Genomic DNA, 25,100 nt, shown 5'->3' on the forward strand with positions numbered 1-25,100 from the left:
TAAACGAGGAGAGTCGTTCGGTTTTCAAAATCTCTGGTGGGCGCAATTACTTCCGCGATCAATTCGACGCCGCCTCCACTCAAAGTTACTGGAAAATAAGCAGAATTAGGACTTTGCCGGACGCGGAAATTCAGTACTGCGGGCCCCGCCAGACTGCCGCCGCGTTGCGATTCGTCAGACCGCCAACATGAGAACGGTCCGTTTGATGCCTTCGGCAGTCGACCGCACGGTGCAGCCTTCGATCGGATCTGGAGGGCTCAATTCGCGTGGCTACTTTATGTGCGCTGCACAAATTTGGCGCTTGGGGCGTGCGTCCCGCATTCGCATTCGCACAAATCGTGACCACATTCTACTTATGCACATTAAATAATCATTTCTGAAATTTCCGATTTTCTTGTTTCGCTTCCTGCTGTTACCTGCCCTCCGTTGAATTGGCACGCTGGTTGCAAGTTCCCAAACGCCCGGTCAACGGCGACTGAGGCAGAGAGGCGCGGCATAGGCGCCGATTTCGACACCGACGTCGCAAGGTTTTTGCTGTCCGGGATCTCCAATCCCGAACGCAGATGCCGGCGGCGTTTTTTTGCGTCCGAACTCAGCAAGCAGAGGGGAACCTGCAGATGAAAAAGATTTCGACGACTGGCATTACGACATCCGGCATCACTCGCCGCAGCATGCTCAAGACGACTGCGGCAGCCGCCCTGATCGGCGCCGTCAAGACTGCCTTTCCCTCCGGCGCCTTTGCAGCCGGGACGGGTCCTGAAGTGAAGGGCGTCAAGCTCGGGTTTATTGCCCTGACGGACTCCGCGCCGTTGATCATCGCCAAGGAAAAAGGCCTTTTCGACAAGCATGGCCTGCCGGAAACCGATGTCGCCAAGCAGGCCTCCTGGGGCGCGACGCGCGACAACCTGGTGCTCGGCGGCGCGGCCAACGGCATTGACGGCGCCCACATCCTCTCGCCGCTTCCCTACCTCATGCAGACAGGCAAGGTGACGCAGAACAACAAGCCGGTACCGATGGCGATCCTTGCCCGGCTCAATCTCGACAGCCAGGGCATCTCGGTCGCCAAGGAATATGCCGAAACCGGCGTGCAGCTCGATGCTTCCAAACTGAAAGCCGCTTTCGAGAAAAAGAAGGCGGAGGGCAAGGAGGTCAAGGCCGCCATGACCTTCCCGGGCGGCACCCACGACCTCTGGATCCGCTACTGGCTCGCCGCCGGCGGTATCGATCCGAACAAGGATGTTTCCACAATCGTCGTGCCGCCGCCGCAGATGGTCGCCAACATGAAGGTCGGCAACATGGACGTCTTCTGTGTTGGCGAGCCGTGGAACGAGCAGCTCGTCAACCAGGGCATCGGCTTCACCGCGGCGACCACCGGCGAGCTCTGGAAGGGGCATCCCGAAAAGGCGCTCGGCCTGCGCGCCGACTGGATCGAAAAGAATCCGAACGCCGCCAAGGCCTTGCTGATGGCCGTCATGGAGGCGCAGCAATGGTGCGAAAGCATGGACAACAAGGCCGAGATGGCCGAGATCCTCGGCAAGCGCCAATGGTTCAACGTTCCGACCAAGGACGTGCTCGGCCGCCTGAAGGGCGACATCAACTACGGCAACGGCCGCGAGGCCAAGGCCACCGACCTCTACATGAAGTTCTGGAAGGACGGCGCATCCTATCCGTTCAAGAGCCACGACACCTGGTTCATGACGGAAAACGTCCGCTGGGGAAATCTGCCCGGTACAACCGACATCAAGGCTCTGGTCAACCAGGTGAACCGCGAGGACATCTGGCGCGAGGCCGCCAAGGATCTGGGCGTCGCCGCGGCCGACATTCCCGCCTCCTCGTCGCGCGGCAAGGAGACCTTCTTCGACGGCAAGGTCTTCGATCCTGAAAATCCCTCCGCCTATCTCGACAGCCTGTCGATCAAGGCCGTTTCCTGATCCCGCCTCCGGCGCGCGCGCCGCGCCGGCCTTCCATTCCCGTGAGGAGCGCGCTGATGTCCGCCCTGGCAAATAAAGAAACTCCCTCGATAGCCGCCCCTGCCAAGCCGGCGGCGAAGGTTCTGTCATTCTCCGGCAAGCAAGGATCGCGGCTCGATTTTCGCCGTGCGGCGCTGGCCGCACTTCAAAATATCGTCCCGCCGGTCGTCGTGCTGGCGCTCGTCCTCATCCTCTGGCAGGCGCTCTGTTCATCGGCCGACGCCTCTCTGCCTTCGCCGCATCAGGTCTGGCAGGATAGCTACGATCTCATCGCCTACCCGTTTTTCAACTACGGCTCCCAGGATATCGGGCTCGGCTGGCGCGTGCTGGTTTCGCTGCAGCGCGTGGCCTATGGCTTCGGGCTCGCCGCGGTGGCCGGCGTCATCGTCGGGGCGATCATCGGCCAATCGGTGTGGGCGATGCGTGGCCTCGATCCGATCTTCCAGGTGCTGCGCACGGTGCCGCCGCTCGCCTGGCTGCCGCTGTCGCTCGCCGCTTTCCAGGATTCCAACCCTTCGGCGATCTTCGTCATCTTCATCACCTCAATCTGGCCTGTCATCATCAACACCGCCGTCGGCGTCCGCAATATTCCGCAGGATTATCGCAACGTCGCCGAGGTGCTGCGGCTCAACCAGCTCGAATTCTTCTGGAAGATCATGCTGCCGTCGGCAGCCCCTTACATCTTCACCGGCCTCAGGATCGGCGTCGGGCTTTCCTGGCTCGCCATCGTCGCGGCCGAAATGCTGACCGGCGGCGTCGGCATCGGATTCTTCATCTGGGACGCATGGAACTCCTCGCGCCTTCCCGACATCATCGTCGCGCTCGCCTATATCGGCATCGTCGGTTTTGCCCTCGACAAGCTGGTGGCCGCGCTCGGCAAACTCGTCACCCGCGGCGCCATGCCCAACTGAGGACCGTACGATGAACGCCTATCTCAAGCTCGATCATATCGCCAAGCATTTCGATCGCGGCGGCGTGCGCGCCGAAGTCCTGAAGGACATCAACCTGACGATATCGGAGGGCGAATTCGTCTCGATCATCGGCCATTCCGGCTGCGGCAAGTCCACCCTGCTCAATCTCATCGCCGGCCTGACCCCGGTTTCTTCAGGCGCCGTGCTTCTGGAAAATCGCGAAGTCAACGAACCGGGTCCGGAACGCGCCGTCGTCTTTCAGAACCATTCGCTGCTGCCCTGGCTGACGGTCTATGAGAACGTAAATCTCGCCGTCTCCAAGGTCTTCAGCCGAACGAAGACCAAGGCCGAGCGGCATGACTGGGTCATGGCCAATCTCGACCTCGTGCAGATGGCGCATGCCAGGGACAAGCGGCCCGCGGAAATCTCCGGCGGCATGAAGCAGCGCGTCGGCATTGCCCGCGCGCTTGCCATGGAGCCGAAGATCTTGCTGCTCGATGAGCCCTTCGGCGCGCTCGACGCCTTGACGCGCGCCCATCTTCAGGATGCGGTGATGGAGATCCATAGCCGGCTCGGCAATACGATGGTGATGATCACCCATGATGTCGATGAAGCGGTGCTGCTCTCCGACCGCATCGTGATGATGACCAACGGCCCGGCGGCCCGCATTGGCGAAGTGCTCGACGTCACCATGCCGCGTCCCCGCAACCGCATCGAACTCGCCTCCAGCAGGACATATCTCAAATGCCGTGAAGCCGTGCTGAAGTTCCTCTACGAACGCCACCGCTTCATCGAAGCCGCGGAATAGACCCGCGGCGTTTGCCGACATAACCCGCTGCCCGATTGCCAACGGGGCAGCGGTACGCATACTGGCCTGATGCAGCAATCAGACAATCAACCGGCCACCATAAATGTCGTGCTCTGGCAATATCCGAAGAACGGGAGCGATGGGGAACGCTGGATGCGCTTGCTTTCACCGAATGAGCGGGAGCGTGCCGCGACCTATCGGTTCGAACGAGACCGTACCTCGTTCATCGCTGGCCGGTATCTGCTGCGGCAGCGGCTGAGCACGCATACGGAAACTCCGCCTGACAAGGTCGTGTTGCTGGCGGATGCATCCGGCAAGCTGACGGTCGAGGGCCGCGACAGGCTGCAGTTCAGCCTTTCCAATGCCGACGGGCTGGTGGCGGTCGCCGTCACTTCAGAATGCGAGCGCCTCGGGATCGACTGTGAAGGCGCCGACGCCGAAATCGAAGCGGCGGCGTTGGAGAGCTATTGCAGCCTGGACGAACGGCGTTGCCTCGATCAAATGCCAGCAGGCGAACGGCTGCGTGCGGCCGTTGCCCTTTGGACGCTCAAGGAGAGCCATCTCAAGGCGCTCGGGGTGGGCCTCCGCCAGGATCCCCGCAGCGTCGCCTTTTCCTGGCAGGACGGCATTCCTGTCATGGCTCAGAGCGGCGAACCAGACCGGCAATGGCATCACCGTCTGCTCGAAAGCGGCAGCCAGCACGTCGTCGCGCTGGCCGCCCGCTCCCAGTCCGGGCTTCCCCGCATTCATCTCCGGATGTTTCAGGACGAGAGCATGCCGTCCGAATAGCCTGCGCGCAGCTGATGCGGCATGGCGGAAGCGGCCTCCGTCGCCCAGACCAGCTGCGCATTGTCGGGCTCGGCATCGAAATGCTGCCGGCCGAGAAGCGAGTTGACGATGGCTGCGCTGCGCCAGGCCATGAGGCTGAGCTGCGAGTCTGCGATGCCGTGTGAGTATCGGCCGGCATTCTGGGCAAACAACCGGTTGGTCCTCGGGCCCGTCCACTGCATCGTGTAGTCGTCGTTCAGGGTGGGATAACCGTTTCTGTCGAGGCTGATCCTTTCCCCGAGCGATCCGAGCGCATCCGGCAAACGGAACCTGTAGCCGGTTGCCAGCACCACAGCATCGGCATGCAGCACCTCGATCCCGCCGTCGAAATGGTTCCGGACGATCAGACGATAGGCATTGCCGTTCCGCTCCATCTGGATCACGTCGCGGTTCGGCGACAGAGACGCGTTGAGCGTGCCCGGTTCGAGATAACGCAGCGCATAGAGGCGGCGATAGATCGAGTGGATCGTCGAAATCGACAGGCCGTCGCTGGTCAGGATCGAGTTCTTCAGCGCCGCCTGTTTCTGCTCGCCGCTGAGCTTCAGATAGGCCTGCACATATTCCGGCGAGAAGACTTGGTTCGAAAACGGCGTGTCGTTGATCGGCTCGAAATTGTGGCGCCGGCTGATCCAGGTCAGCTCCTTCATCGCATCGGGATTGCCAAGCAGCGCTTCGACCACCTCGCCGCCGCTCTGGCCGCCGCCGACCACGACGATGCGGGCGGCGCGAAGGTCCTTGAGACGCGACTTGGCCTCGCTGTTGTGGAAGCAATCGGCGCCCAGGAAGGGTTTCGCCCAATCGGGCACGAAGGGCGAAGATCCTGTGCCGATCACCAGGTTCTTCGCTTCTTCCTGGCCGTTGTCGAAGCGCAGGACGAAACGGTCGTCGCGGTGCTCGACATCGCGAATGTCAGTTCCGTAACGCAAGCCGTCAACGCCGTTCGCGACCCAGGCGAGATAGCGCGCAAATTCCTGCCGGGGAACGGCCTCGTAATTGGCGTTCAGAAAGGCATAGAGCCGCTTATGCGCCACCAGATAGGAGACGAAGGACCAGCGGCTTGTCGGCAGGACCGGGGTGACGAGGTCCTTCAGGAAGGATGATTGCAGCTCGACGCCCGGCATCATCATGCCGGGATGCCAATCGAACGAGGCTCGCCGCTCGAAAAAGCGGCTGCGCACTTCGGGCACGGATTCCAGCAGGCAGGCAAGGCTCAGATTGGAGGGACCGATACCGATGCCGGCCAGATCGAGCGGCTCGGTGAGAGCATCCCTGCGGGTAAAAGCGACAGTCATGCGTTATCCTTCTCTGTTTCCTTGAGACGCAGGGCAAGCCTTGAGTGGAAGGCGGGAGACCCGATCATGTGCAGATGGTTGGTGCCGGTGATGATTTCGGCCGCGCGCGCCCGCGGCGACAGGCGGCGCCAATCGATCAGGTTGAGGCCGCGATTGAGGCTGTCATCGGCCGCCCAGGGATAGATCGGCACATCATGAGGAATGAGCCGATGCTTGCGGAAGATCAGAGCATTGTCGATCAGCACCCAGAAGGTGTGCTCGCGGCTGCTGATGTCAGGCCCGTCGGTGGGAAGCGGGTCCTTCTCGTCGCCGACGAAGCGCAGGAACTGCTCGTAGGTATCGGCGTCCATCGTCGACAGCAGCCGGTCCCATTCGGGCCGCATCGCCGTCTTTTGCAGCCATGCCTGCACGTCCCGGTGCAGCGTGTCGCGTTCGCCGGGCCGGAACCTCGGCTTGGCGCCGATGGCAAATTCCGATCCGAGGTCGCAGACATCGACCATCGCCATCATCCTGATGTCGACCTCGTTGGCAAGTGTGCGGGCGGCCTCGTAAGCCAGGAGCCCGCCCCAGGACCAGCCGAGGAAAGTGCAGGGCGCGCCGCCGCCGTGCTTCCTGATATAGTCGACATAGCTCTGGATGATCTCTTCAACAGGCGCCCCGACTTCCTTCTTCTCGGACAGCGAGTGGCAAATGAAGCCGGTCGCCGGCTGATCGGCGCCGAGATAGTCGACGAGCTTCACATATTCGCGGGTACTGACGAGGAGCCCCGGGAAGCAATAGAGCCGCGGCTTAGTGCCTGATTCCCGCAGCACGATCACCTCGGAGAGATCCCGCTCCTCCCCCTGCTCCATCACACCGGCAAAGGCGCGGATGGTCGGGTTGTTGAAGATATCGGCGACAGTGAGCGGGATCTTCGGCCGGCGCTGCCGGATCTGCGAAAGGATGCGGATTGCGCCCAGCGAATTGCCGCCGATCGCGAAGAAATTATCCTCGACGCTGATCGCTTCCAGCTTCAGAACCTGGCGCCAGACATACAGCACCTCTTCTTCGAGCGCGGTCGCCGGCTCGACGATTTCGCGCTTGACCGGCTGAGGTGCGGGCAGCGCGAAGCGGTCGAGCTTGCTGTTCGGATTGGTCGGCATCTTTTCGAGTTCGACCACGGCCGCCGGCACCATATAGGACGGCAGGCTACGTTCGAGGCCGGACCGAACAGTCTCGACGTCAAGCCTCTCGTCTTTCTTCAGAACGACATAGGCGACCAGCGCCTTTTCACCGGCATCGTCGTCGCGCAGCACGACCAAGGCTTCGCCGACGCCGGGCTGCTGCAGTAGCGCCGCTTCGATTTCGCCGAGCTCGATGCGGTAGCCGCGCAGCTTCACCTGATGATCGACGCGACCGACGAATTCGACGGTTCCGTCCTCGCGCCAGCGCGTCAGGTCACCGGAGCGGTAAAGCCGGCCGCCCTCTTGCGAGAAGGGATCGGGGATGAAGCGGTCCGCCGTCGTATCCGGCTTGCCGAGATAGCCGCGGGCGATGCCCTCGCCGCCGATATAAAGTTCGCCGGTCACGCCGATCGGGCACAAATTGAGGTCGGGGTCGAGCACATAGACACGCCGGAGCCCAACCGCGCGGCCAAGCGGGGCATAGACACCCTGGAACTTGGTGCCGGCCTTCACCTTCCACACCATCGGCGTCATGATGGTTTCCGTCGGGCCGTAACCGTTGATCAGCCATTCCGATTTCAGCGCCCGCGACAAGAGGTCGAAAGTCGATTGCGCCAGTCCCTCGCCGCCGAAGGAGTAAAGCCGCATCGGCGGCGCGCCGTCGGTAATGTCGGCCCATTCCGCCAGCTGCTGCAGATAGGTTGTCGGAATGCTCGCATTGTTGGCGCCATGCTTGCGCATCGCCGTCAGCGTCTCTTCCGGCGTCCAGAGCGGCTGGTCGGGCAGAATGATGCTGCCGCCTTCCATCAGCGGGTTCATCCACCGCTCATGGCCGCCATCCGAACTGAAGGGCAGGAAGGGAAGTTCGCGGGATTCCGAGCTCATGCCGTAGACGCGCGAGGTATTCTGCAGATGGTGGGTCAGCGGCCCGTGCTCGACGGCGACACCCTTCGGCAATCCGGTCGATCCCGACGTGTACATGACATAGGCGAGTTGATCCTTGTGCGTGGGAATATAGAGCGGCGTATCCGGCTCGCCGTCGAGATCGAGCTTGTCGAGTTCGACGATAATGGCATCGAGTTCGTCCGGCAGCCGATGGCGCAGCCAGCTATGGGTGAGAACGATCTTGACGCCGCCGTCGCGCAGAATGTGATGGTTGCGCACCGGCGGATGGTCTGGCTCGACGGGGATATAGGCGCCGCCAGCCTTTAACGTCGCGAGGATCCCGACGATCGCCTCCGGCGAGCGCTTGATGAAGATCGCGACCGTCACCTCGGCGCGAACGCCGAGCTGACGCAGCCGATGCCCGAGGCGGTTGGTGCTCCCCTCGAGCCAGCCATGGCTCCACTCCTCGTCGCCATAGACGATCGCAGTCTTCTCGGGCGTCCGGCGCGAATGGGCCGATATCAGCTCGTGGACCGGCCGGTCATCGTTGACGACGTCGTCCTCATAAGGCGCCGACAACCAGTCGAGCTCGTCGCTGCCGACGAGTTCGATATCTTTGATCCGGAGATTTGGCTGCGCGACGATCTGTTCGAGCACCAGGCGGAAATGCTTGGCGACGCGGGCGATCAGCGCGCCGTCGTAAAGATCCTGGGCGTAATCGATCAGCCCGAATGCGCCGCCGTCCGAATGCGCCTCGACGACCAGAGAAAGCTCGCTGTCGGCGCGCGCGCCTAATGGTTCCAGGTTCGTCGCATCTCTCGGCAGCGGATAGGGTTCGCGGAATTCGAACAGCGCCTTGACCACGGCTTCCTGGGCGGCCGCTTCGTCGACCACCAATTCCTGCGTGATGCGCTCCAGCGGCACGAGGCGGGCAAGCCCCCCCTCCGTCACCGAGGAGATCGCCGCGACGACGTCGTCGAGGGAATGCCGGGAGGCGAGCGGCAGGACGAGAGGAAGCACCTGTTCGGCGCGGCCGCGGGTGGCGAAGTGTTCCGTGCGCGGCCGCGCGATCAGCAGGCCGGTCAGCAAAGCATAGTTGCCGCTGTAGCGCGCCAGCAGCGCGCAGAAGGCGGCGTGAAGCACACGCTCGACCTGAAATCCCTTATTCCCCCCATGCCGTTCGAGCCTGCCCCAGAGGTCGGGCTCGATCGCGAACCGATGCTCAGCGCGCGCCACGCCGGCAAGCCCACCGCTGTTGAAGCGAGTGGGGAAGGTCGAGGCCGCATAGTCGAGACCAATCGTGTCGCGCCAATAGGCCAGCGCTTCGCGCGCTTCATCGGTCTCCAGCCATTCTTCCTCCCGCGTTCCGGCCGAGATGTCCGCCGAGCGCATGTCGCCGGCCGGCGCGCCGTCGAGAATGCGCGCCAGCGAGCCGGCAAGAACGGATTTTTCGTGGTCGTCTGCGATGATCGGATGCAACACGATCGTCAGCAGCGACTGGCCATCGGCAAGCCGGATGATCTGGATACGCGCGCCCGGTCCTTCCAGAAGATCGAAGCGCTTGTCGCGGAAGGCTTTTCGCGCGACCAGGGCTTCAGCCTCGGAAAGAGCGGCTCCCTCCTTGCCGAGGATTTCCGTCGGCACGGCGTTCGATGCGCCGCGATACTGCTCGACGCGGCCGCCCGCCAGCCGGCGGAAGCGGGTAGCAAGCGACGGATTCTCAGCCACGAGCGCACGGCAGGCTCCGGCAATCGTCTCGATGTCGATCGCGGCACTCAATCGCAGCCCGATGACCTGATCGGGAAAGACCGTGTAATTGCCGATCTGCTCAAGCGACCAGATGCGCTTCTGCGCGATGGTCAGCGGAAAGCTCTCGAAGACGGCGTCCACTGCGTCGGTCGGGCGGGCATCGGCGAAATTGGTGATCTGCTTGTTCATCTTGCCATCCAGACGGTTTCAGAGACGAGCGTCAGCGGCCAAGGCCGAGCGCAGGGAGAGTGGGCGGGGATCGGTCCAGATCTCGCGGATATGGGCCAGGCATTCCTGGCGCGAACCGGCAAAGCCCGCGGCCTTCCAGCTCACCGGAATCCGCTTGTCCTGCGGCCAGACCGAGTAGTGGTGCTCGGTGTCGATGACGACGATCCAGAGATCGTCGCGGGGCTCAAGATTGTCCATTCGAAACTCCTGCAGAGATGGATGTCATGCGCAAATGACGGATCCTGATGGCCGCGGTTTAGAAAATTGATGAGAATTTTTTTCTTCGCTCCACCCTAAATCGGGCCGAACGTGGATCGTCATTCTACCAAATCGGCACCGGAGCGGGCTTCATGCTCGCAGCGTCAAATGTCCTGCCGATCAAGGAGAACATCATGGATTTCGATGCCGCCAGACAGAGGCGGGCTCTGCAGTCGCGGAGCTACATCAGGCTCGCCCCCAACATCGTCCACCTGAAGACCGCGCACGGACAGCACGAAGCCGCCTTCGAGCCCGAGGCCGGCGTCGCAACGATCACCTTCTATCACGGCGAGCCGCCGCAATCGGCGGAGCTTCTGATGGCGGCGGCCGAAGCGGTGACGGCGGAGGATCGCTCGATCAAGTCGGTCGTCTTCGAAGGCCATCAGGCAAGCCCTCCCCAGCATATTTCAAACACGGGGAAGCTCGATTCCGCGGTCCTCTGGCAATGGCCGTCGCTGTGGCTGCCGCAGCTAACCTATCCGCTGCCGCCGGTACGCGAGATGACCGCCGGCCGCTATCATCCGCGCCGGCCGGCAAAGCCGGAGGGCACCGTCTACCAGCGTTTCATTCCCTGGCTGGAGCGGGACATCAGCTTCCGGGTCGCCGATCCCCAGACCGATCTTGCGGCCTTCCACCGCTGGATGAACGACGAGCAGGTCAACACGATCTGGGAGGATGGGGGCTCGCCCGAAAAGCACCGCGAGATCCTGGAGGAGCGGCTCGCCGATCCGCATGTGCTGCCGCTGATCGGCAGTTTCGCGGATATCCCCTTCGGCTATTTCGAGGTCTATTGGGCCAAGGAGAACCGGCTCGGCCCCTTCTACGATGCCGACGATTACGATCGCGGCTGGCATGTGGCGATCGGGGAGCCGGATTACCGCGGCAAAAAATGGATCAGCGCCTGGCTCCCTTCGCTGATGCATTTCATCTTCCTCGACGATCCCCGCACGCAGCGCATCGTCGGCGAGCCGCGCGCCAGCCACGAGCAGCAGATCCGCAATCTCGACCGCTCGGGCTTCGCCAAGGTCAAGCATTTCGATTTTCCGCATAAGCGGGCGCTGCTCGTGATGCTGAGCCGCGAGCGTTTCTTCGGCGATCATCTCTGGGTGCCGGCATCATGAACGACATGAGCGAGATGAGCGGCAGCCTGCGGAAACGGCGGCTTGCGCCGGAAGATCTTGCCAGCCCGCAGCTTTTCAGGCTGCTGCTGCGGCTCGGGCTACCCGCCATGTTCGGCCTGTCGATCAACGCAGCGCATCACACGATCAACATGATCTTCGTCGGCATGATCGGCGAAGACCAGATCGCCGCGATCATGATCGTGCTGCCGGTCCTGATGCTCGTCGCCGCTTTCGGCGAAGGCATCGGCGTCGGTGTGGCGACCGAGGTCGGGCGCGCACTCGGCGCCGGCAACCGGTCGAGAGCCAGCACCCTTGCCTCGGTCAGCCTTGCCGCCGGCGTCGCCTTCGGCGCGGCAAGCGCGGTTGCGATCGCAGCCTTTCCCTCGGTTCTGCTGTTCGGCGCCACGCCTGCGATCGAGCCGCTGGCACAGCATTATCTCCTCATCATCGCGGTCTCGATTCCACTGACGATGGCGCAGATCATTCTCGACTTTCTGGCGATCGCCGAGGGCAATGCCCGCTTCAGCATGTGGACGCTCGTCGCCTGCTTCGCGCTGAACATCATCCTCGACCCGATCATGATCTTCGGCTTCGGCCTCGGCCTGCAGGGCGTGGCGATGGCGACCATCCTCTCCCAGCTCGTGGCGCTCTCAATCTACGGCGCCTATCATGCGAGGCGGCTCGGGACGATCCGGCTGACGTTCGGCTGGCCATTCGGCGACCTCAGGCATCTCAAGGCGGTCCTTGCTGTGGGCGCACCGCCGACGCTGACGAGCCTCGCAACGGCTGGCGCAATCGCTGCGATGCTGTCGGCCGCCGGGACCTATCAGGGTGAAGACGGCATCGCCGGCGTCGGGATCGCCTTGCGCCTGCTTGCGGTCGGCGCACTGCCGGTCATCGGCATTTCGCTCGGGGCCCAGTCCATCCTGAGCTTCGCCTGGGGCCGTGGGGATATATCACGGGTACTGTCAGCGACCCGCATGCTAACCGTCGTCACGAGCGCGGTCGGCGGCGTCTACGGGCTGGCAGCGATCATTTTTTCCGTGCGCCTCGCCGCGTTCTTCACCGACGAAGCTTCCGTGCTTACGATCGCCGGCCAGGCGATCGTTGCAACCCATCTTCCCTTCCTGCTGTTCGGCCTCCGGCAGACCGTGCTGATCCTCTTCCAGGCGCAGGGCAGGCCGAAAGCCGCCCTTGCCGTCGGCCTGGCGCAGAACGGATATTTCCTCTTTCCGCTGCTTGCTGTTCTCCCGCTCCTCTTCGGCTTTTCCGGGCTGCTCTGGGCCATGTTCCTGGCCTCGGCGCTCACCGGCCTGTTGTCATGCTTCTGCCTCGCCCGATCCCTCGGCGCGCTCCGGCAGCGCTCGGACGAACTCTGACATCAATCCGTCCCCATCCCCGCTTTTGTCCATGAGAGGATTATCATGAACCAGTCCTTCAGCCCCCGCGACCTTGGCGCCCATGCGGCCGTCGACGATCTCTTCACGCCCGTCGATCCGGCCGCCTTCAACGCCGTCTCGCCGCCGATCTTCCAGACCTCGCTCTTCACCTATGACAGCTATGAGGCGATGGAGGATGTCTTCGCCGGCCGGACGCGCAACTTCATCTATTCGCGCGGCGACAATCCGACCGTCCGTGAATCCGAGCTTCTGGTCGCCCGCCTCGAGGGTGCCGAAGACGGGCGCGCCTTTTCCAGCGGAACGGCCGCCATTACCTCGACCATTCTCAGCCTGGTGGAAGCGGGCGACCGTGTCGTCGCCGTTCGCCACCTCTATAATGACGTCTACCGCCTTTTGGTGAAGCTGCTCGCCAGGCTCGGCGTCACCGTCGATTTCGTCGATCCCTCCGACCATGACGAGGTGCGCAAAGCGCTGCCGGGAGCCAAGCTGCTCTATCTCGAAAACCCGTCTTCCTTCATCTTCGAGCTTCAGGACATCGTCGCCCTGTCGGCCATGGCGAAAGAGGCTGGTGTGACGACAATCATCGATAATAGCTGGGCGACACCGCTCTTCCAGAAGCCGATCCAGCATGGCGTCGATATCGTCATTCACGCCGCCTCGAAATATCTCGGCGGCCATAGCGATACGGTGGCCGGCGTCGTCGTCGGCTCGAAGGAGGCGATCGCGAAGATCAACTCGACCTCCTATCCCTATGTCGGCGCCAAGCTCTCGCCCTTCGAGGCCTGGCTGCTGCTGCGCGGCATGCGCACGCTGCGGGTGCGCCTCAAGGAGCACGAGCGCAGCGGGCTTCTGCTCGCCGACCGGCTGAAGCAGCATCCCGACATCGCGCGCGTTCGCCACCCGGCCTTTCAGGATCATCCCGGGCGCGCGACGCTCTCGGGTTACGCCGGTCTCTTCGCCTTTGATCTCATGCCCGATATCGATGTCGCGCGCTTCGTCAACGCGCTTCGCGAGATCCGTCTCGGGGTCAGCTGGGGAGGACCGGAAACGCTGGTCGTTCCGGCCAAGGTCGCGCTGCAGATTCCTGACCGAATGACCACCTTCATCCGGTTCGGCGTGAGCGAGCAGACGATCCGTTTTGCTGTTGGGCTGGAAGAACCGGAATTGCTGTGGAGCGATTTGCAGCAGGCGCTGCACGCCGCGAAGCGGTGATATCGCGCGGGCGGTCGTGATCGGGGCGGGCAGGCTCGGTGATTGCCAGATGGCAATGCTCTTCCGCCGCCTTGATCATGAAGTTGACAAGCGTTCGGGAGACACCGAGTTCGGCCGCGATATCCTTCTGCGGCACGCCGTTCAAACGATGGCGGATGAAGGCGTCGTTGGTACGCTTCGGCAGCGCCTCGAGCGAGGCCAGCACATCACGCAGGGTCTCTGCGGCGACCAGCTGATCGAGCACGGTGGGGATGGGCGCCTTCATTTCCTGGACCTGGTCGACCGACCTATAGTTGTTTACCTGCTGGCGTTGTCGGCGGCTCTCGTCGAGGGCGAGATTATACACCATCCGAAATGCGTAACCGATCGGGCACCGGATGTCGTCGGTTTTGACGCCGTACGCTTTTATCACTCCGTCCTGAAATATATCCTCAGAATATGACCTTGATTTGACAACGCTTTCGATCGTTTTGAGGAGCTTGTCCTTGTTTTCGATCATGGCGTTGACCACGGCATTTCCGTTCACATCACGATGCGATGCGCGCATTGTCCTGTACCTTTTTTACAAATGGAAAATCAGGCTCTGTCGTTGCTGGTCGGTGCGGTCTTGGCGTTCCTTAATCGAGGGAAGCTACACGATGTGATTGCAGTGTCTAATTTAAGGTGATAACAGGAGTCAAGTTTAAATCGACCGAGCGGAAGCGGAAAAAAATGGGACGGACAGTCGAGATCCTGAGCGGCAAGGCGGAGCTCTGCCGATCGATCATGGGGGCCTTGCCCGACTGGTTTTCGGAACCCGAAGTCATCGAGGCGAGCGCTGAGGCGGTCGAGGAACTGCCGGTGTTCGGCTACATCGAAGCGGATGTCGTCACCGCCATGATCGCCTTGAAGCCGCACCTGCCTGATGCCATCGAGATCGCGCTGATCGCGACCCGGCCCGACTATCACGGCCGCGGCGCCGGGCGTCATCTCGTCGATGCGGCCGAACGCTTCGCCCATAAATCGGGCGCCCGGCTGCTGACGGTCAAAACGCTCGCGCCGCGCGGCCGCGACGAGCCGCAATTCGAGGCGACGCGGCGCTTCTATGACCGGGCCGGCTTCGTCAGGGCCGAAGTCTTTGCAAAACTCTGGCATGAGGATCATCCGTGCCTGTTCATGGTGAAACCGCTCATCGAGACGCAACTGAGCAGGACCGCGCTTTGAGACGACGAGACTTTCTTCTTGGCGCGCTGGCAATGACCGGCGGCCCCGCCATCGCGCGTGCCGACGATGCCAACATCGTTTCGCTGGATTATGGGCTGGCGTCGACGATGCTGGCGCTCGGCAGCGTGCCGCGCGCAATCGCTTCCCTCAGGAACTGGTCGGAATGGGTGATCGAGCCGGCGATGCCATCAGGCGTTGTCGATATCGGCACGACCGCCGAGATCAATCTCGAAGTCCTGACAAGCCTCAGGCCATCGCTCATCCTCAGTACGCCTTTCCTTGCGGCGCTGGACGAAAAACTATCTCGGATCGCGCCCGTGGAAATCTTCACCGTCTATGCCGAGAATGGCGAAGCGCTCGACCGCTCCTACGCCGAAACACTGCGTCTCGGCGCCATGATCGGGCGGCAGAGGGAAGCGGAGGCATATCTCGCCCGCGCCGACGCCACCTTCGGCCGGCTGCGCGATCGGATGAAAAGCCTGTCCACGCGCCCGGTCGCCGTCATCAACTTCATCGACCAGAGGCATGCGCGCATCTATGGCGGCCCCGGACTTTACGGCGGCGCGATGCGCCGGATCGGTCTCGAGAACGCCTGGAAAGGCGAGGCGAACTACTGGGGATTTCAGACGATCGGCCTGGAACAGCTCGCCGAACTCGATGAAGAGGCGCATCTTGTCGTCGTTTCGCCGCTGCTTCCGCCCGATGTCCTGACCCGGCTTTCCGAAAGCCCGCTCTGGACCAGCCTTCCCTTCGTCCGGCGGCAGCGGATCTCGGTCGTTCCAGGCGTCCTGATGTTTGGAATGGTCCAGGAGGCGCTGCGCTTTTCGACTTTGGTGGTCGATGTTCTGGAGGCTGCCGCCCGATGACAGCGCAAACTTCCGGCTTTGGCGCGCCCGCGCTCGCGGCGCTGCTGCTGTTTTCGGGCCTCGGCCTGGCTCTCCTCGACCTGCTGCCGGCGCTGCCGCATCTGGAGGCATCAGGCGGATACGACGCGCAGCACCTTCTCCTTCTCTATTCGACGCTTCCGCGCATGGCGACGGCCTTGATCACCGGCGCCGCCCTCGCGCTGTCCGGCACGATCCTGCAGCAGGTGCTGCGCAATCCGCTGGCTTCGCCGACGACGCTCGGCGTCTCGGCCGGCGCCAATCTGGCGCTGGTCTCCGTCATGCTCGCCTTCCCGTCGCTGACGGGGTGGGGCCGCGACGCGGTCGCGCTCGGCGGAACTGCCGCTGCCGCCTTAGCCATCTTCTCGATCAGCGCCCGGCACGGCCTCTCGCCCTTTTCCCTCATCCTGTCGGGCATGATCGTCGGCCTCTGGTGCGGAGCGGCGGCGGCCATCCTCATCCTGATGAACGATCAATATCTCTCCGGGATCTTCATCTGGGGCGCCGGGTCGCTCTCGCAGCAAAGCTGGGCGATCCCGATATCGCTGCTGCCGAAGGTGGCGCTGCTCGCCGCTCTCGCCCTTCTCGCCACGCGGCCGCTGACGCTCAGCCAGCTCGGCGATGCCGGCGCCACAAGCCTCGGCCTGCCGATCAAATGGTCGCGCGGCGTCATCCTGGCGATCGCAATTGCGCTGAGCGCCCTCGTCACCAGCGCCGTCGGCGTCATCGGCTTCATCGGGCTGGTCGCCCCGCAGATCGTCCGGCTGGCCGGCGCACGCCGCGTCGTCAGTCAATTGATCTGGTCGCCCGTTGCCGGCGCCGGCCTTCTTCTTCTGACCGACGAGACGATCAAGCTCCTTGCTCCCGGCGACTTCGTGCCGACAGGGGCAGTAACCGCGCTGCTCGGCGGACCGATCCTGATCGCTCTGCTGCCGCGCCTTGCCACCGCCAGCCGCACGCTGCCAGGCATGGCTTCGCCAAGAGTTGCCGTCGCCAACAGAACGGTATCCCTTGGCCTGCTGCTGCTCGGTGTCGCCGCGCTGGCAGCGGCAGCGATCTTCTTCGGACGCGCGCCGGACGGCGCCTGGGCGTGGCTGCCGGCCGCCGCGTGGGATGACATCCTTCCCCTTCGCCTGCCGCGCGTCGCCGCCGCCTTCGGCGCCGGAACCGTGCTCGGCGTGACCGGGCTGATCCTGCAGCGGCTGACCGGAAACGAAATGGCAAGCCCCGAAGTGCTCGGGGTTTCGGCCGGAGCGACGCTCGGCGTCGCGGCCGCCATGTTCGCCTTTGCCGCGCCAGGACTGACGGTGCAGCTTGCCTTTGCCGGCGGCGGCGCGCTTGCGGTTCTACTGCTGATCTTCCTCTTGAGCGCCCGTTCGGGCTTCGGCCCGAACCGCGTGCTGCTCGCCGGCATCGCCTTCGGCGCGATCCTCGACGCCGGGATCGGCGTGCTGGCGGCCAGCGGCGATCCGCGCGGTCTGGCGCTGATCCGCTGGATGTCGGGCTCGACCTATTTCGTCGACAACAACGTTGCCGCAAGCGCCCTCATCATTGCGCTTGCCTGCCTCATCGCGGCCTTTCTCGCCAGCCGATGGCTCGCCCTGCTGCAGCTCGGCTCGGAAACGGCGAGCGAACTTGGCCTCAGGATCGCTCCGGCACGCGGCGCCCTCTTTGGGCTTTCGGCGATCATGACGGCCGCCGCCACGCTCGTCGTCGGCCCCTTGAGCTTCGTCGGACTGATGGCGCCCCACCTCGCCCATGGCCTCGGACTTCGCCGTCCCTCCATCCAGCTCCTCGCCGCCGCGCTGATCGGCGCGACCCTGCTCGTCATCGCCGACTGGGCCGGCCGCACGATCGCCTTTCCCTACCAGGTCCCTGCGGGTTTGATCTCGGCCCTGGTTGGGGCGCCGATGCTGCTGTTCGTTCTGCGCCGGCGACCTTAAGGGGCCGCCGCCTTCATACCGCCAATGCTTCGGCGTCGACGCCTGCAGGGATGCGCAACGGAGAGGAAGGATCGGTCGCAGCGTGCCATACTGCCTCGACGACGTCTACGGGCTGTGTCAGAGCGGTCTCCGACTGCTGCTCCCACGACGCGAATACGTCTGCGACGACAGACGAATAAGCTTTCGGGAAGCCGCCCTGTTGTTGAATCCGTGAGCGCGCCGTATCGCCGAACCGCGTCTCCGGCGCGCGCCCCGGGAGCACGATCCTCACGCGCACATTGAAGGGCTCGAGCTCGAGCGCGGCAGACTCGGTGAAGGCGTTCACCGCGGCTTTGCTGGCCGTATAGACTGAGAGGAGCGGGAGCGGCTTGACCGTCACGCTCGACGTGATGTTGACGATGACCCCCTTCTGCCGCTCCCGCATCTGCGGCAGAACCGCTTGCGTCATCGCGATCGTTCCGAGAGTGTTCGTCTCAAATACATCGCGAGCGATCTCGATAGGCGTTCCCTCAACGGCGTTGAGCCAACCGATGCCGGCGTTGTTGACCAGCACATCCACAGGACCAGCGGTCTCAACCGCAGCGCGGATGCTTTCGGGGCTCGTGACATCCAGCGCAATAATCTTGAGATGGTCCGAGATCGGCAGAAGGTCTTGGCGCGGCGTTCGCATGGTGGCGATCACCTTCCAGCCCTGCGCGAGAAAGAACCTGGCAATTTCCAGCCCGAACCCCGACGAACATCCTGTAACAAGAACCGTCTTCATATCTGTCTCCTATCCATGCTGACAGCGATAGATGTAGACGGCGATATCGCTACTGAATATCATGCATCGTCCACGTTTCATTATCAGGCGTATCGATGAGCGACCCTCTGGCTGAAATGGTCACGCTGCTGCAGCCGGCGGCGCGCCATTCGAAGCTCGTCAGCGGCGCAGGGACGTGGCGCCTGGAGCGCCAGGAGACGGGCCAACCTTTCTACTGCGTCGTCCTGGAAGGTTCTTCGCAGCTGAGCGCGGAGAATGAGCAGATCACACTGCGCGAAGGCGACTTCATCCTGATCCCGGCCGCCCATGCTTTCACGATGTCGAGCCTCGACGACGGATTGTCGCCCAGCATCGATCCCCTCACCGTCACCATGCTTCCTGTAGAAACGCGTCACGGCGATCCCGAAGGGGCTCCGAATGCACGATTGCTGGTCGGCCACTTCGCTTTCGGCTCGCCCGATGCGGCTTTGCTGGTTTCCCTGCTGCCGCGGATCATCCATATTCGCGAAGACAGCAGACTGTCGGCCATCGTTCAGCTCGTCACTGACGAAGCCCGCGCCGAGCGGCCGGGAAAGAACATGATCCTGGCGCGGCTGCTCGAAGTATTGCTTGTCGAGGCGCTGCGCTCGAATGCTGGGGAGAAGGCGCCGCTTGGAATTCTGCGTGGTCTAGGCGATCCACGCCTTGCCGTGGCTATCCGTCGGCTGCATGAAAATCCCTCCAATGCATGGACGGTGCAGCAGCTTGCCGGCGAGGCTGCCCTGTCGCGGTCGGCGTTTTTCAATCGCTTTCGTCGCGCTGTGGGCCTAGCGCCGATGGAATATCTGATATCGTGGCGCATGGCGCTCGCCAAAAACCTGCTAAGGCAGGAGGATCTCGGCATTCAGGAGATCGCCGAGCGCGTCGGCTATGGCTCCGCAAGCGCGTTCAGCACGGCATTTACGCGCTTTGCCGGATTGCCGCCCTCAAGATATGCCGAGCAGTCAAAAACCATTTCAAACGCCGCCGCATGACTCCGAGCGGCGTCAATGCCGCCCATCCGGCAGCGGACAGGCTTCGCCGCAGCCGCCGACATCAGGCAGGTTATAGCGCAGGCAGCAGACTTTGCGGCGAGCAAATTCGAGGCCGCATTGCTGGCGCGCGATGCGGATCATGCCGAACATCGGATTGCGCCGGCCGCACGGCCATGCGGCTTCGTCAAGCAGCGCCAGACCGCCTTCGACGAGAGCGGGCTCGTGGCGGTGGGCGATCTCTTTCAGGATCCAGGAAAGATATGCCGCGGCATTGTTCCAGAGAAGCTTCGGCGCCACGCCGGCATTGGCCGCAATCGCCGCGATGACCGGTGCGGCATGGCCGAGCATCAGCCGGTGAAGCTCGGCAGCCGGATCGGCCGCAGCCTCCGGCCGATCGGACATCACGAATGCTTCCGGCTCGCCTGTCTCACCATTGCAGACCAGCGACAGCCGGTCCATCTCCAGCGGCAGCGCGATGCGGTTCACGAACATATGGACGGTCGGCGCGATCGTCAGCATGCTGAAATAATAGAGCGTCCACATGGAGACGATCGCACGGCGGTCGCTGCCCGGAAATTTTTGCGCATAGCGCGCGATGATGCCGTCAAAGACGTCCCGGTCGCCAAGATCCCTGCAGGGAATGACAATCCCGGCCGGCGGCGGAAAGGCAAGCAGCTTGCCGCGGCAATAGGCGAACGGGCCATTGCCCACCAGGCCGTCGAGGTCGACCGCCTGGTGGGCGACAGGATGATCGGCGATCGAAGGGCGTGAGGCCGCCCCGTTCATCTCCGCCGCCATGGTGCTACCACCGATACTTCAGGGTGCCGGTCATGTTGCGACCCTGGCCGAGGTAGCAGAAGCCCTCGTTGCAAACGGTATCGCGTTCATCGGCGATGTTGCGGATATTGAAGGCTGCAGTCAGGCCTTCGTATTTCTTGTCGACCGCGCCGAAGTCATAAGCGGCGGACGCGTCGATGTAGAAGCTCGAGGGATTCTTTGACGTATTCGCCGTATCCGTCCAATTCTCGCTGACATAACGGACACCCGCGCCGACGGAAAGGCCATGGAAGGGGTTGGTTTCCTGGAACGTGTAGTTGGCCCAGAGGCTGGCGACATGTGAAGGTGTGAGGGCTGGCGTATTGCCCTCGTTTTCGCCGCCTCCCGTCACTTCTGAATGGTTGTAGGTGTAGGCCGCAATGAGATCCCAGCCATCGGCTACCGCCGCGCGGGCTTCCAGTTCGATACCCTTTCCGGTCACCTCACCGATCGATCCATAGGCAAACAACAGCGGGTCGACCAGCACCGGCTTGTTCTTTTCGACGATGTGATAGGCAACGGCCGACAGCAGGATGTCGGAGCCCGGCGGCTGGTATTTCACACCTACCTCGTACTGTTCACCCTCTGTCGGCGCCAGGATCTTGCCTGAGGTCGAACGGTTGGTCACCGGATCGAACGAGGTGGCGTAGGAGACGAAGGGAGCAATGCCGTTGTCGAAGAGATAGAGGGCACCGGCTTGCCAGGAGAAGGCGTTCTTATCGACCTCCTCCGAGCTGACCGCGGGCAAAGTCGCATCGCGCGTCTGGTTCACCCAGGTCTGCCGGCCGCCGAGGTTGAACCGCCAATTTCCGACCTCGATCTGGTCCAGCGCATAAATGCCGACCTGCCGCATGTCGGCGTCGGAAGCCAGGATGCTGTAGTCCGGCGTGGCGCCCGAGACACCATAGGTCGGATTGGCGATATCGAAGTCGAACGCCGGATCGGCAGCGCCGGCGCCGTAGCCAAAGCTCGACTGGAGATTGGTGTAGTCGAGCCCGAACAGCATCGTATGGGCCAACGGGCCCGTGTCGAACTTCGCTTCGAGCTGGTTGTCGACCTGGAAAACGTTCATTTCGTCGCGGATCGCATTTGTGCCACGATGCGCGACAGTTCCGGTCCAGCTGGTCACGCCGAGATAGCGAGCCTCCAGATCGAGATGCGAATAGCGCAGGTTCTGCCGGAAGGTCAGGCCGTTGTCGAATTCATGCTCGAACTGATAGCCGACCTGCTGCTGCTTGACCTTCTGGTAGTCGTAGTCGGGATCGCTCTCCCTGAGCTCGTGGATCTTGCCGTCCAAGGTCGTGATCGCGCCGACGTTGGAGTCGGTCTCGTCCGACTGCGCCAGACCGTACACCGTGAATGTCGTGCCCTCGTCAGGCTTCCAGGTGAAGGACGGCGCCAGAAAATAGCGGTCGTCGGCAATGTCGAAATTGGTGTCGCCGCGGCGGGCAAGGCCGACGATGCGATAGAGAAAATCGTCGTTGTCTTCGCTGATCGGCCCGCCGAAATCGAACATTCCCTGCAGGCGATCCTGGGTGCCGTAGCTGATGCCGACTTCGCGGATCGGCTCGTCGGTCGGAAGCTTCGAGATCTTGTTGACGAGGCCGCCCGGCGATCCCGCGCCGTAGAGAACGGAAACCGGCCCCTTGATCACCTCGACGCGCTGCAGCTGATAGGGATCGGTGCGGAACATGCCGTAATTCATGTAGGGCTGACGCAGGCTGTCACGAAAGTCTCCGACTGTCGTGATGTTGAAGCCGCGAATGTAGATTTGGTCGAAACGCGGATCGAAGCCGTTCGGTCCGGTCGTCACGCCGGCCGTATAACGCACCGCCTCGATGACCGACTGCACGCCGCGCTGCTCGATTTCCTTCTCGGTGGTGACGGAAATCGAACGCGGCGTCTCGACGAGCGGCGTGCTGATCTTGGACGCGCCAGCGCTGTTCTTGGCGGTGACCGATGTCCGGTCGGTCTTGCTATCAGAGGCTGCACCTTGAATGACGATCGGCTCCAGTGTCGTCGCGGTGTCACCTGCCGAGGCACTCTGGGCGGCGGCCGGCGATGCTGCAATGCCGATCAGGACGATCGCGGTCGTCGCAAAAAGGCTGCCTCTGTAAATTCGCGATACATTGTTAGAAACATTCAAAAAAACATGCGCCATTGCTTGGTCCCTACGTCACCGATGCGGGCGGAACCTATGGAGCGAAATAGAGCTTGTCAACATAAGGTGATTAATTTTGTCATCTTTTATTCGATGATCTGGCGGTGACGGCCGTTCGCGAAGAGGTTGCATCCAGCATCGACACTGGAACGCCGGCACGGGACACCTGCGATGCACGCTCCGGCCGCGCCTCCTGTCAATATCCGGATCCGTACGCAGTCGGCATAACATTCTCCCGCCCGGAGTAACGACCGAAGCAATACAGCGTCAGGCGACCCTAGATTCTCCATCGTTCTTGGTAGGGAGAGGAGTTTTCTATTGAGGCAAATAAAAAATCTGGTTTACTGCACTTCGCATGTTGGCTTTCAGGGGGGATTTAGCCGATGGTGTGGACCCGCAGGAGTATTATGCTCGGTGGATTGGCGTTGCTTGGGACCGGCGCCGTCAGCAAACCGGCAGCCGCCGCGGCATCTTCTTATTTCGACGGCGCTGCGGTCGACAACGGCGTGACGTTTCGCAGCACCAATTTCGCCAAAATCGACAGGCGCTGGCATCGCCAGGTCGTCAAATATTTCAGCAGCGAGCCGATCGGCACCGTTGTCGTCGATACAAGGCACCATTTTCTCTATCTGATCATGGAGAACAAGACCGCCATCCGTTATGGCGTCGGGGTCGGCCGCGAAGGCTTCAAATGGTTTGGCCGCGCCACCATCGACGCTAAATCGCTCTGGCCGCGTTGGACGCCGCCGCCGGAGATGCGCAAGCGCCATCCCGAACTGCCGGAATTCGTCGCGGGTGGCTCACCGAAGAACCCGCTTGGCCCCCGCGCCATGTATCTGCATCGCGACGGCGTCGACACCGGCTATCGGTTTCACGGCACGCTGGAGCCATGGAGCATCGGCAAAGATGCCTCCAGCGGCTGTATCCGCATGTTCAATGAAGACGCCATCGATCTCTATCAGCGCTGCCCCATCGGCACTGCTGTACAGGTTCTGCCGCATATTGCCGACCAGGCTGAGGGCGCCACGCAGGTTAGCGAAACAACTCCGGTCGAATGAGGAATATCACCCCTATGTCTGCGATGATCGGATACACCAAGCGCCTCGCCGGCGCAGCCATGCTCTTGGCGCTCGCCGCCTGCTCCACCACCGAGGTCGCCTCGCTGGAAGAACCGGCGGCGGCGCCGATGACCGGCCAGACCAACGACCCCGCCCCCGGTTTCGAGAACGTCGCGCTGGGCAGCGAGGAAGATTTCATTCTTAGTGTCGGCCGACGAATCTACTTCAAGCAGGACTCCGCCGCGCTCGATTCCGTCGCCATGGCCACCCTGGATAACCAGGCGGCCTGGCTCAACAAGAACCCGACCTGGCTGCTCAAGCTTCAGGGATTTGCCGACGATTCCGGCTCAGTCTCCAAAATGCAGACGCTCTCGCAGAAACGTGCCGATGCGGCGATGGCCTATCTGGCCTCGAAGGGCGTGGACCCCAAGCGCATGTGGGCCAAGGGCTACGGCAAAGACCGCGAAGTCCGCGACTGCACAGAGCGCTCCTGCAAGGTGCAGAACCGGCGCGTCGTCACCAATCTGCGCACCCAGCCGGATGCAGTCTGATTGCAGGTGGACCTGCAGGAGGGCCGAACGGAGGGCCAAGCTTGTTAGGCCGGGATTTGCGGCAAGAGAGTTCGAGGGGAGACAAACTCAGTCCACCTCGTTCGTGCACAAGGGCCGGCCACATGGCGCCGGCCCCATTGACATGAAAGCCCTGTTCAGGATCGCGCTTCAGAAACCGCGTCCGCGCTGCGGAGCTTGCCTAACGATTTCGAAAACAGAGACTTTGCCGCGTTTTTTGCGCTGCTTCCGCGACGTTTCCTGATCTCTACGATGAACGGCTTTATCCGGGACTTCATGGAGAGGCTCTCCTTAAGCCACCTGACGCTCGGATTCGATCTGAAGAGGCGCCTGCTGAAAGGAGCCGTCACCGATAACGATCTTGCGCGGCTTCATGGCTTCGGGCACTTCACGCTTCAGCGCAATCGAGAGAATACCATGCCTCAGCGAGGCATTCTCGACCCTGACGTGATCGGCGAGTTCGAAGCGCCGTTCAAATGCGCGCCCGGCGATGCCGCGATGCAGATATTCGCCGTCCTTTCCGTCGGCCGCCTTTTGCCCCTTCACCAGAAGGACGTTCCGCTCCTGGGTGATGTCGAGGTCGCCTTCGGCGAAGCCGGCCACTGCCATCTGAATGCGATAGTCGTCTTCGCCCGTCTTAACGATGTCGTAGGGCGGCCAGGCATCGATCGCCTGCAGGCGCTGCGCATTGTTCAGGAGATTGAAGACACGGTCGAAACCGATGCTGGATCGATAAAGGGGGGCGAAGTCAAGTTCGTTTCTCATAGCCATATCCTCCGTAAAGCAACATGGGATGGAGACGCTTCGGAAACCTGCGTCTCCGCACTACTCATCGGCCCGCTTTTGCGCTACCGACGAAAATGAT

Annotated in this window: 20 protein-coding genes and 1 pseudogene; 13 read left to right on the forward strand and 8 right to left on the reverse strand. The window is 62.6% G+C overall.

All coding sequences use genetic code 11. From position 1 onward, the window contains the following. Nucleotides 1–617 precede the first annotated feature (617 nt). The 4 genes from B5E41_RS23575 (at nucleotide 618) to B5E41_RS23590 (ending at nucleotide 4,478) form a co-directional block, all read left to right on the forward strand. The gene (locus B5E41_RS23575; protein ID WP_088396287.1) at nucleotides 618–1,931 is read left to right on the forward strand and encodes a CmpA/NrtA family ABC transporter substrate-binding protein; all 1,314 of its coding nucleotides are present in this window, start codon (nucleotides 618–620) and stop codon (nucleotides 1,929–1,931) included. A 56-nt stretch (nucleotides 1,932–1,987) separates the two neighbouring features. Then, the gene (ntrB, locus tag B5E41_RS23580; protein ID WP_088396288.1) at nucleotides 1,988–2,881 is read left to right on the forward strand and encodes a nitrate ABC transporter permease; all 894 of its coding nucleotides are present in this window, start codon (nucleotides 1,988–1,990) and stop codon (nucleotides 2,879–2,881) included. A gap of 10 nt (nucleotides 2,882–2,891) precedes the next feature. Further along, nucleotides 2,892–3,689: an ABC transporter ATP-binding protein gene (locus B5E41_RS23585; protein WP_088396289.1), complete on the forward strand. Its 798-nt coding sequence runs from the start codon at nucleotides 2,892–2,894 to the stop codon at nucleotides 3,687–3,689. Between the two features lie 69 nt (nucleotides 3,690–3,758). Further along, on the forward strand, nucleotides 3,759–4,478 hold the full coding sequence (locus B5E41_RS23590) for a 4'-phosphopantetheinyl transferase family protein (protein ID WP_088396290.1): 720 nt from the start codon (nucleotides 3,759–3,761) through the stop codon (nucleotides 4,476–4,478). Here B5E41_RS23590 and B5E41_RS23595 read toward each other — a convergent pair. Genes B5E41_RS23595 through B5E41_RS23605 form a run of 3 tightly spaced genes read right to left on the reverse strand, consistent with a single transcriptional unit; the run spans nucleotide 4,451 to nucleotide 10,032 of the window. After that, the gene (locus B5E41_RS23595; RefSeq protein ID WP_088396291.1) at nucleotides 4,451–5,809 is read right to left on the reverse strand and encodes a lysine N(6)-hydroxylase/L-ornithine N(5)-oxygenase family protein; all 1,359 of its coding nucleotides are present in this window, start codon (nucleotides 5,807–5,809) and stop codon (nucleotides 4,451–4,453) included. The two genes, B5E41_RS23590 and B5E41_RS23595, sit on opposite strands and share 28 nt — an antisense overlap. Then, nucleotides 5,806–9,795 carry a non-ribosomal peptide synthetase gene (locus B5E41_RS23600; protein ID WP_088396292.1) on the reverse strand — a complete coding sequence of 1,330 codons (3,990 nt, stop codon included), beginning with the start codon at nucleotides 9,793–9,795 and terminating at the stop codon, nucleotides 5,806–5,808. The genes B5E41_RS23595 and B5E41_RS23600 overlap by 4 nt, the downstream gene beginning before the upstream one ends. An 18-nt stretch (nucleotides 9,796–9,813) precedes the next feature. Beyond that, the gene (locus tag B5E41_RS23605) at nucleotides 9,814–10,032 is read right to left on the reverse strand and encodes an MbtH family protein (protein ID WP_020919454.1); all 219 of its coding nucleotides are present in this window, start codon (nucleotides 10,030–10,032) and stop codon (nucleotides 9,814–9,816) included. Between the two features lie 194 nt (nucleotides 10,033–10,226). On the opposite strand from B5E41_RS23605, the gene B5E41_RS23610 reads away from it, so the two are divergent. From B5E41_RS23610 to B5E41_RS23620, 3 genes and pseudogenes are all read left to right on the forward strand, one after another. Then, a complete protein-coding gene (locus B5E41_RS23610) occupies nucleotides 10,227–11,213 on the forward strand; it encodes a GNAT family N-acetyltransferase (protein WP_176439472.1) in 987 nt (328 codons plus the stop codon). Beyond that, nucleotides 11,210–12,627: pseudogene (locus tag B5E41_RS23615) on the forward strand (MATE family efflux transporter). Before B5E41_RS23610 ends, B5E41_RS23615 begins: the two are co-directional and overlap by 4 nt. A 10-nt stretch (nucleotides 12,628–12,637) precedes the next feature. Beyond that, nucleotides 12,638–13,825, forward strand: coding sequence for a PLP-dependent transferase (locus B5E41_RS23620; RefSeq protein WP_088396294.1), 1,188 nt, complete (start codon nucleotides 12,638–12,640; stop codon nucleotides 13,823–13,825). Here the strand turns inward: B5E41_RS23620 and B5E41_RS23625 are convergent. After that, complete coding sequence (locus tag B5E41_RS23625; protein WP_088396295.1) at nucleotides 13,716–14,372, reverse strand: sigma-70 family RNA polymerase sigma factor; 657 nt, start codon at nucleotides 14,370–14,372, stop codon at nucleotides 13,716–13,718. The genes B5E41_RS23620 and B5E41_RS23625 overlap by 110 nt on opposite strands. Before the next feature lie 164 nt (nucleotides 14,373–14,536). On the opposite strand from B5E41_RS23625, the gene B5E41_RS23630 reads away from it, so the two are divergent. The 3 genes from B5E41_RS23630 to fhuB are packed head-to-tail and all read left to right on the forward strand — an operon-like array spanning nucleotide 14,537 to nucleotide 17,855. After that, on the forward strand, nucleotides 14,537–15,028 hold the full coding sequence (locus B5E41_RS23630) for a GNAT family N-acetyltransferase (protein WP_088396296.1): 492 nt from the start codon (nucleotides 14,537–14,539) through the stop codon (nucleotides 15,026–15,028). 32 nt (nucleotides 15,029–15,060) lie between these two features. After that, nucleotides 15,061–15,894, forward strand: a complete 834-nt coding sequence (locus tag B5E41_RS23635) for an iron-siderophore ABC transporter substrate-binding protein (protein WP_088396297.1) — start codon at nucleotides 15,061–15,063, stop codon at nucleotides 15,892–15,894. After that, nucleotides 15,891–17,855 carry a Fe(3+)-hydroxamate ABC transporter permease FhuB gene (fhuB, locus tag B5E41_RS23640; protein ID WP_088396298.1) on the forward strand — a complete coding sequence of 655 codons (1,965 nt, stop codon included), beginning with the start codon at nucleotides 15,891–15,893 and terminating at the stop codon, nucleotides 17,853–17,855. The genes B5E41_RS23635 and fhuB overlap by 4 nt, the downstream gene beginning before the upstream one ends. Before the next feature lie 13 nt (nucleotides 17,856–17,868). On the opposite strand, the gene B5E41_RS23645 is transcribed toward fhuB, so the two are convergent. Next, nucleotides 17,869–18,618, reverse strand: coding sequence for an SDR family oxidoreductase (locus B5E41_RS23645; RefSeq protein WP_088396299.1), 750 nt, complete (start codon nucleotides 18,616–18,618; stop codon nucleotides 17,869–17,871). A gap of 95 nt (nucleotides 18,619–18,713) precedes the next feature. On the opposite strand from B5E41_RS23645, the gene B5E41_RS23650 reads away from it, so the two are divergent. Then, entirely contained in the window at nucleotides 18,714–19,631 is a 918-nt protein-coding gene (locus B5E41_RS23650) for an AraC family transcriptional regulator (protein ID WP_088396300.1), read from the forward strand. Nucleotides 19,632–19,643: 12 nt separating this feature from the next. Here B5E41_RS23650 and fhuF read toward each other — a convergent pair whose 3' ends face one another. Together fhuF and B5E41_RS23660 are read right to left on the reverse strand one after the other, a co-directional pair. Then, nucleotides 19,644–20,429 (reverse strand): siderophore-iron reductase FhuF, encoded by a 786-nt coding sequence (gene fhuF, locus B5E41_RS23655; RefSeq protein WP_088396301.1) that lies wholly within the window; start codon nucleotides 20,427–20,429, stop codon nucleotides 19,644–19,646. A 4-nt stretch (nucleotides 20,430–20,433) separates the two neighbouring features. Beyond that, nucleotides 20,434–22,608, reverse strand: coding sequence for a TonB-dependent siderophore receptor (locus tag B5E41_RS23660; protein WP_088396302.1), 2,175 nt, complete (start codon nucleotides 22,606–22,608; stop codon nucleotides 20,434–20,436). 383 nt (nucleotides 22,609–22,991) lie between these two features. On the opposite strand from B5E41_RS23660, the gene B5E41_RS23665 reads away from it, so the two are divergent. Continuing rightward, a complete protein-coding gene (locus tag B5E41_RS23665) occupies nucleotides 22,992–23,666 on the forward strand; it encodes a L,D-transpeptidase (RefSeq protein ID WP_088396303.1) in 675 nt (224 codons plus the stop codon). A 14-nt stretch (nucleotides 23,667–23,680) separates the two neighbouring features. Beyond that, nucleotides 23,681–24,217: an OmpA family protein gene (locus B5E41_RS23670; protein WP_088396304.1), complete on the forward strand. Its 537-nt coding sequence runs from the start codon at nucleotides 23,681–23,683 to the stop codon at nucleotides 24,215–24,217. Between the two features lie 309 nt (nucleotides 24,218–24,526). On the opposite strand, the gene B5E41_RS23675 is transcribed toward B5E41_RS23670, so the two are convergent. Continuing rightward, nucleotides 24,527–25,000: an Hsp20 family protein gene (locus tag B5E41_RS23675; protein ID WP_064807878.1), complete on the reverse strand. Its 474-nt coding sequence runs from the start codon at nucleotides 24,998–25,000 to the stop codon at nucleotides 24,527–24,529. Nucleotides 25,001–25,100: the final 100 nt, after the last annotated feature.

The sequence above is a fragment of the Rhizobium esperanzae genome, assembly GCF_002204185.1.
In the GTDB taxonomy this organism is placed as follows: domain Bacteria; phylum Pseudomonadota; class Alphaproteobacteria; order Rhizobiales; family Rhizobiaceae; genus Rhizobium; species Rhizobium esperanzae.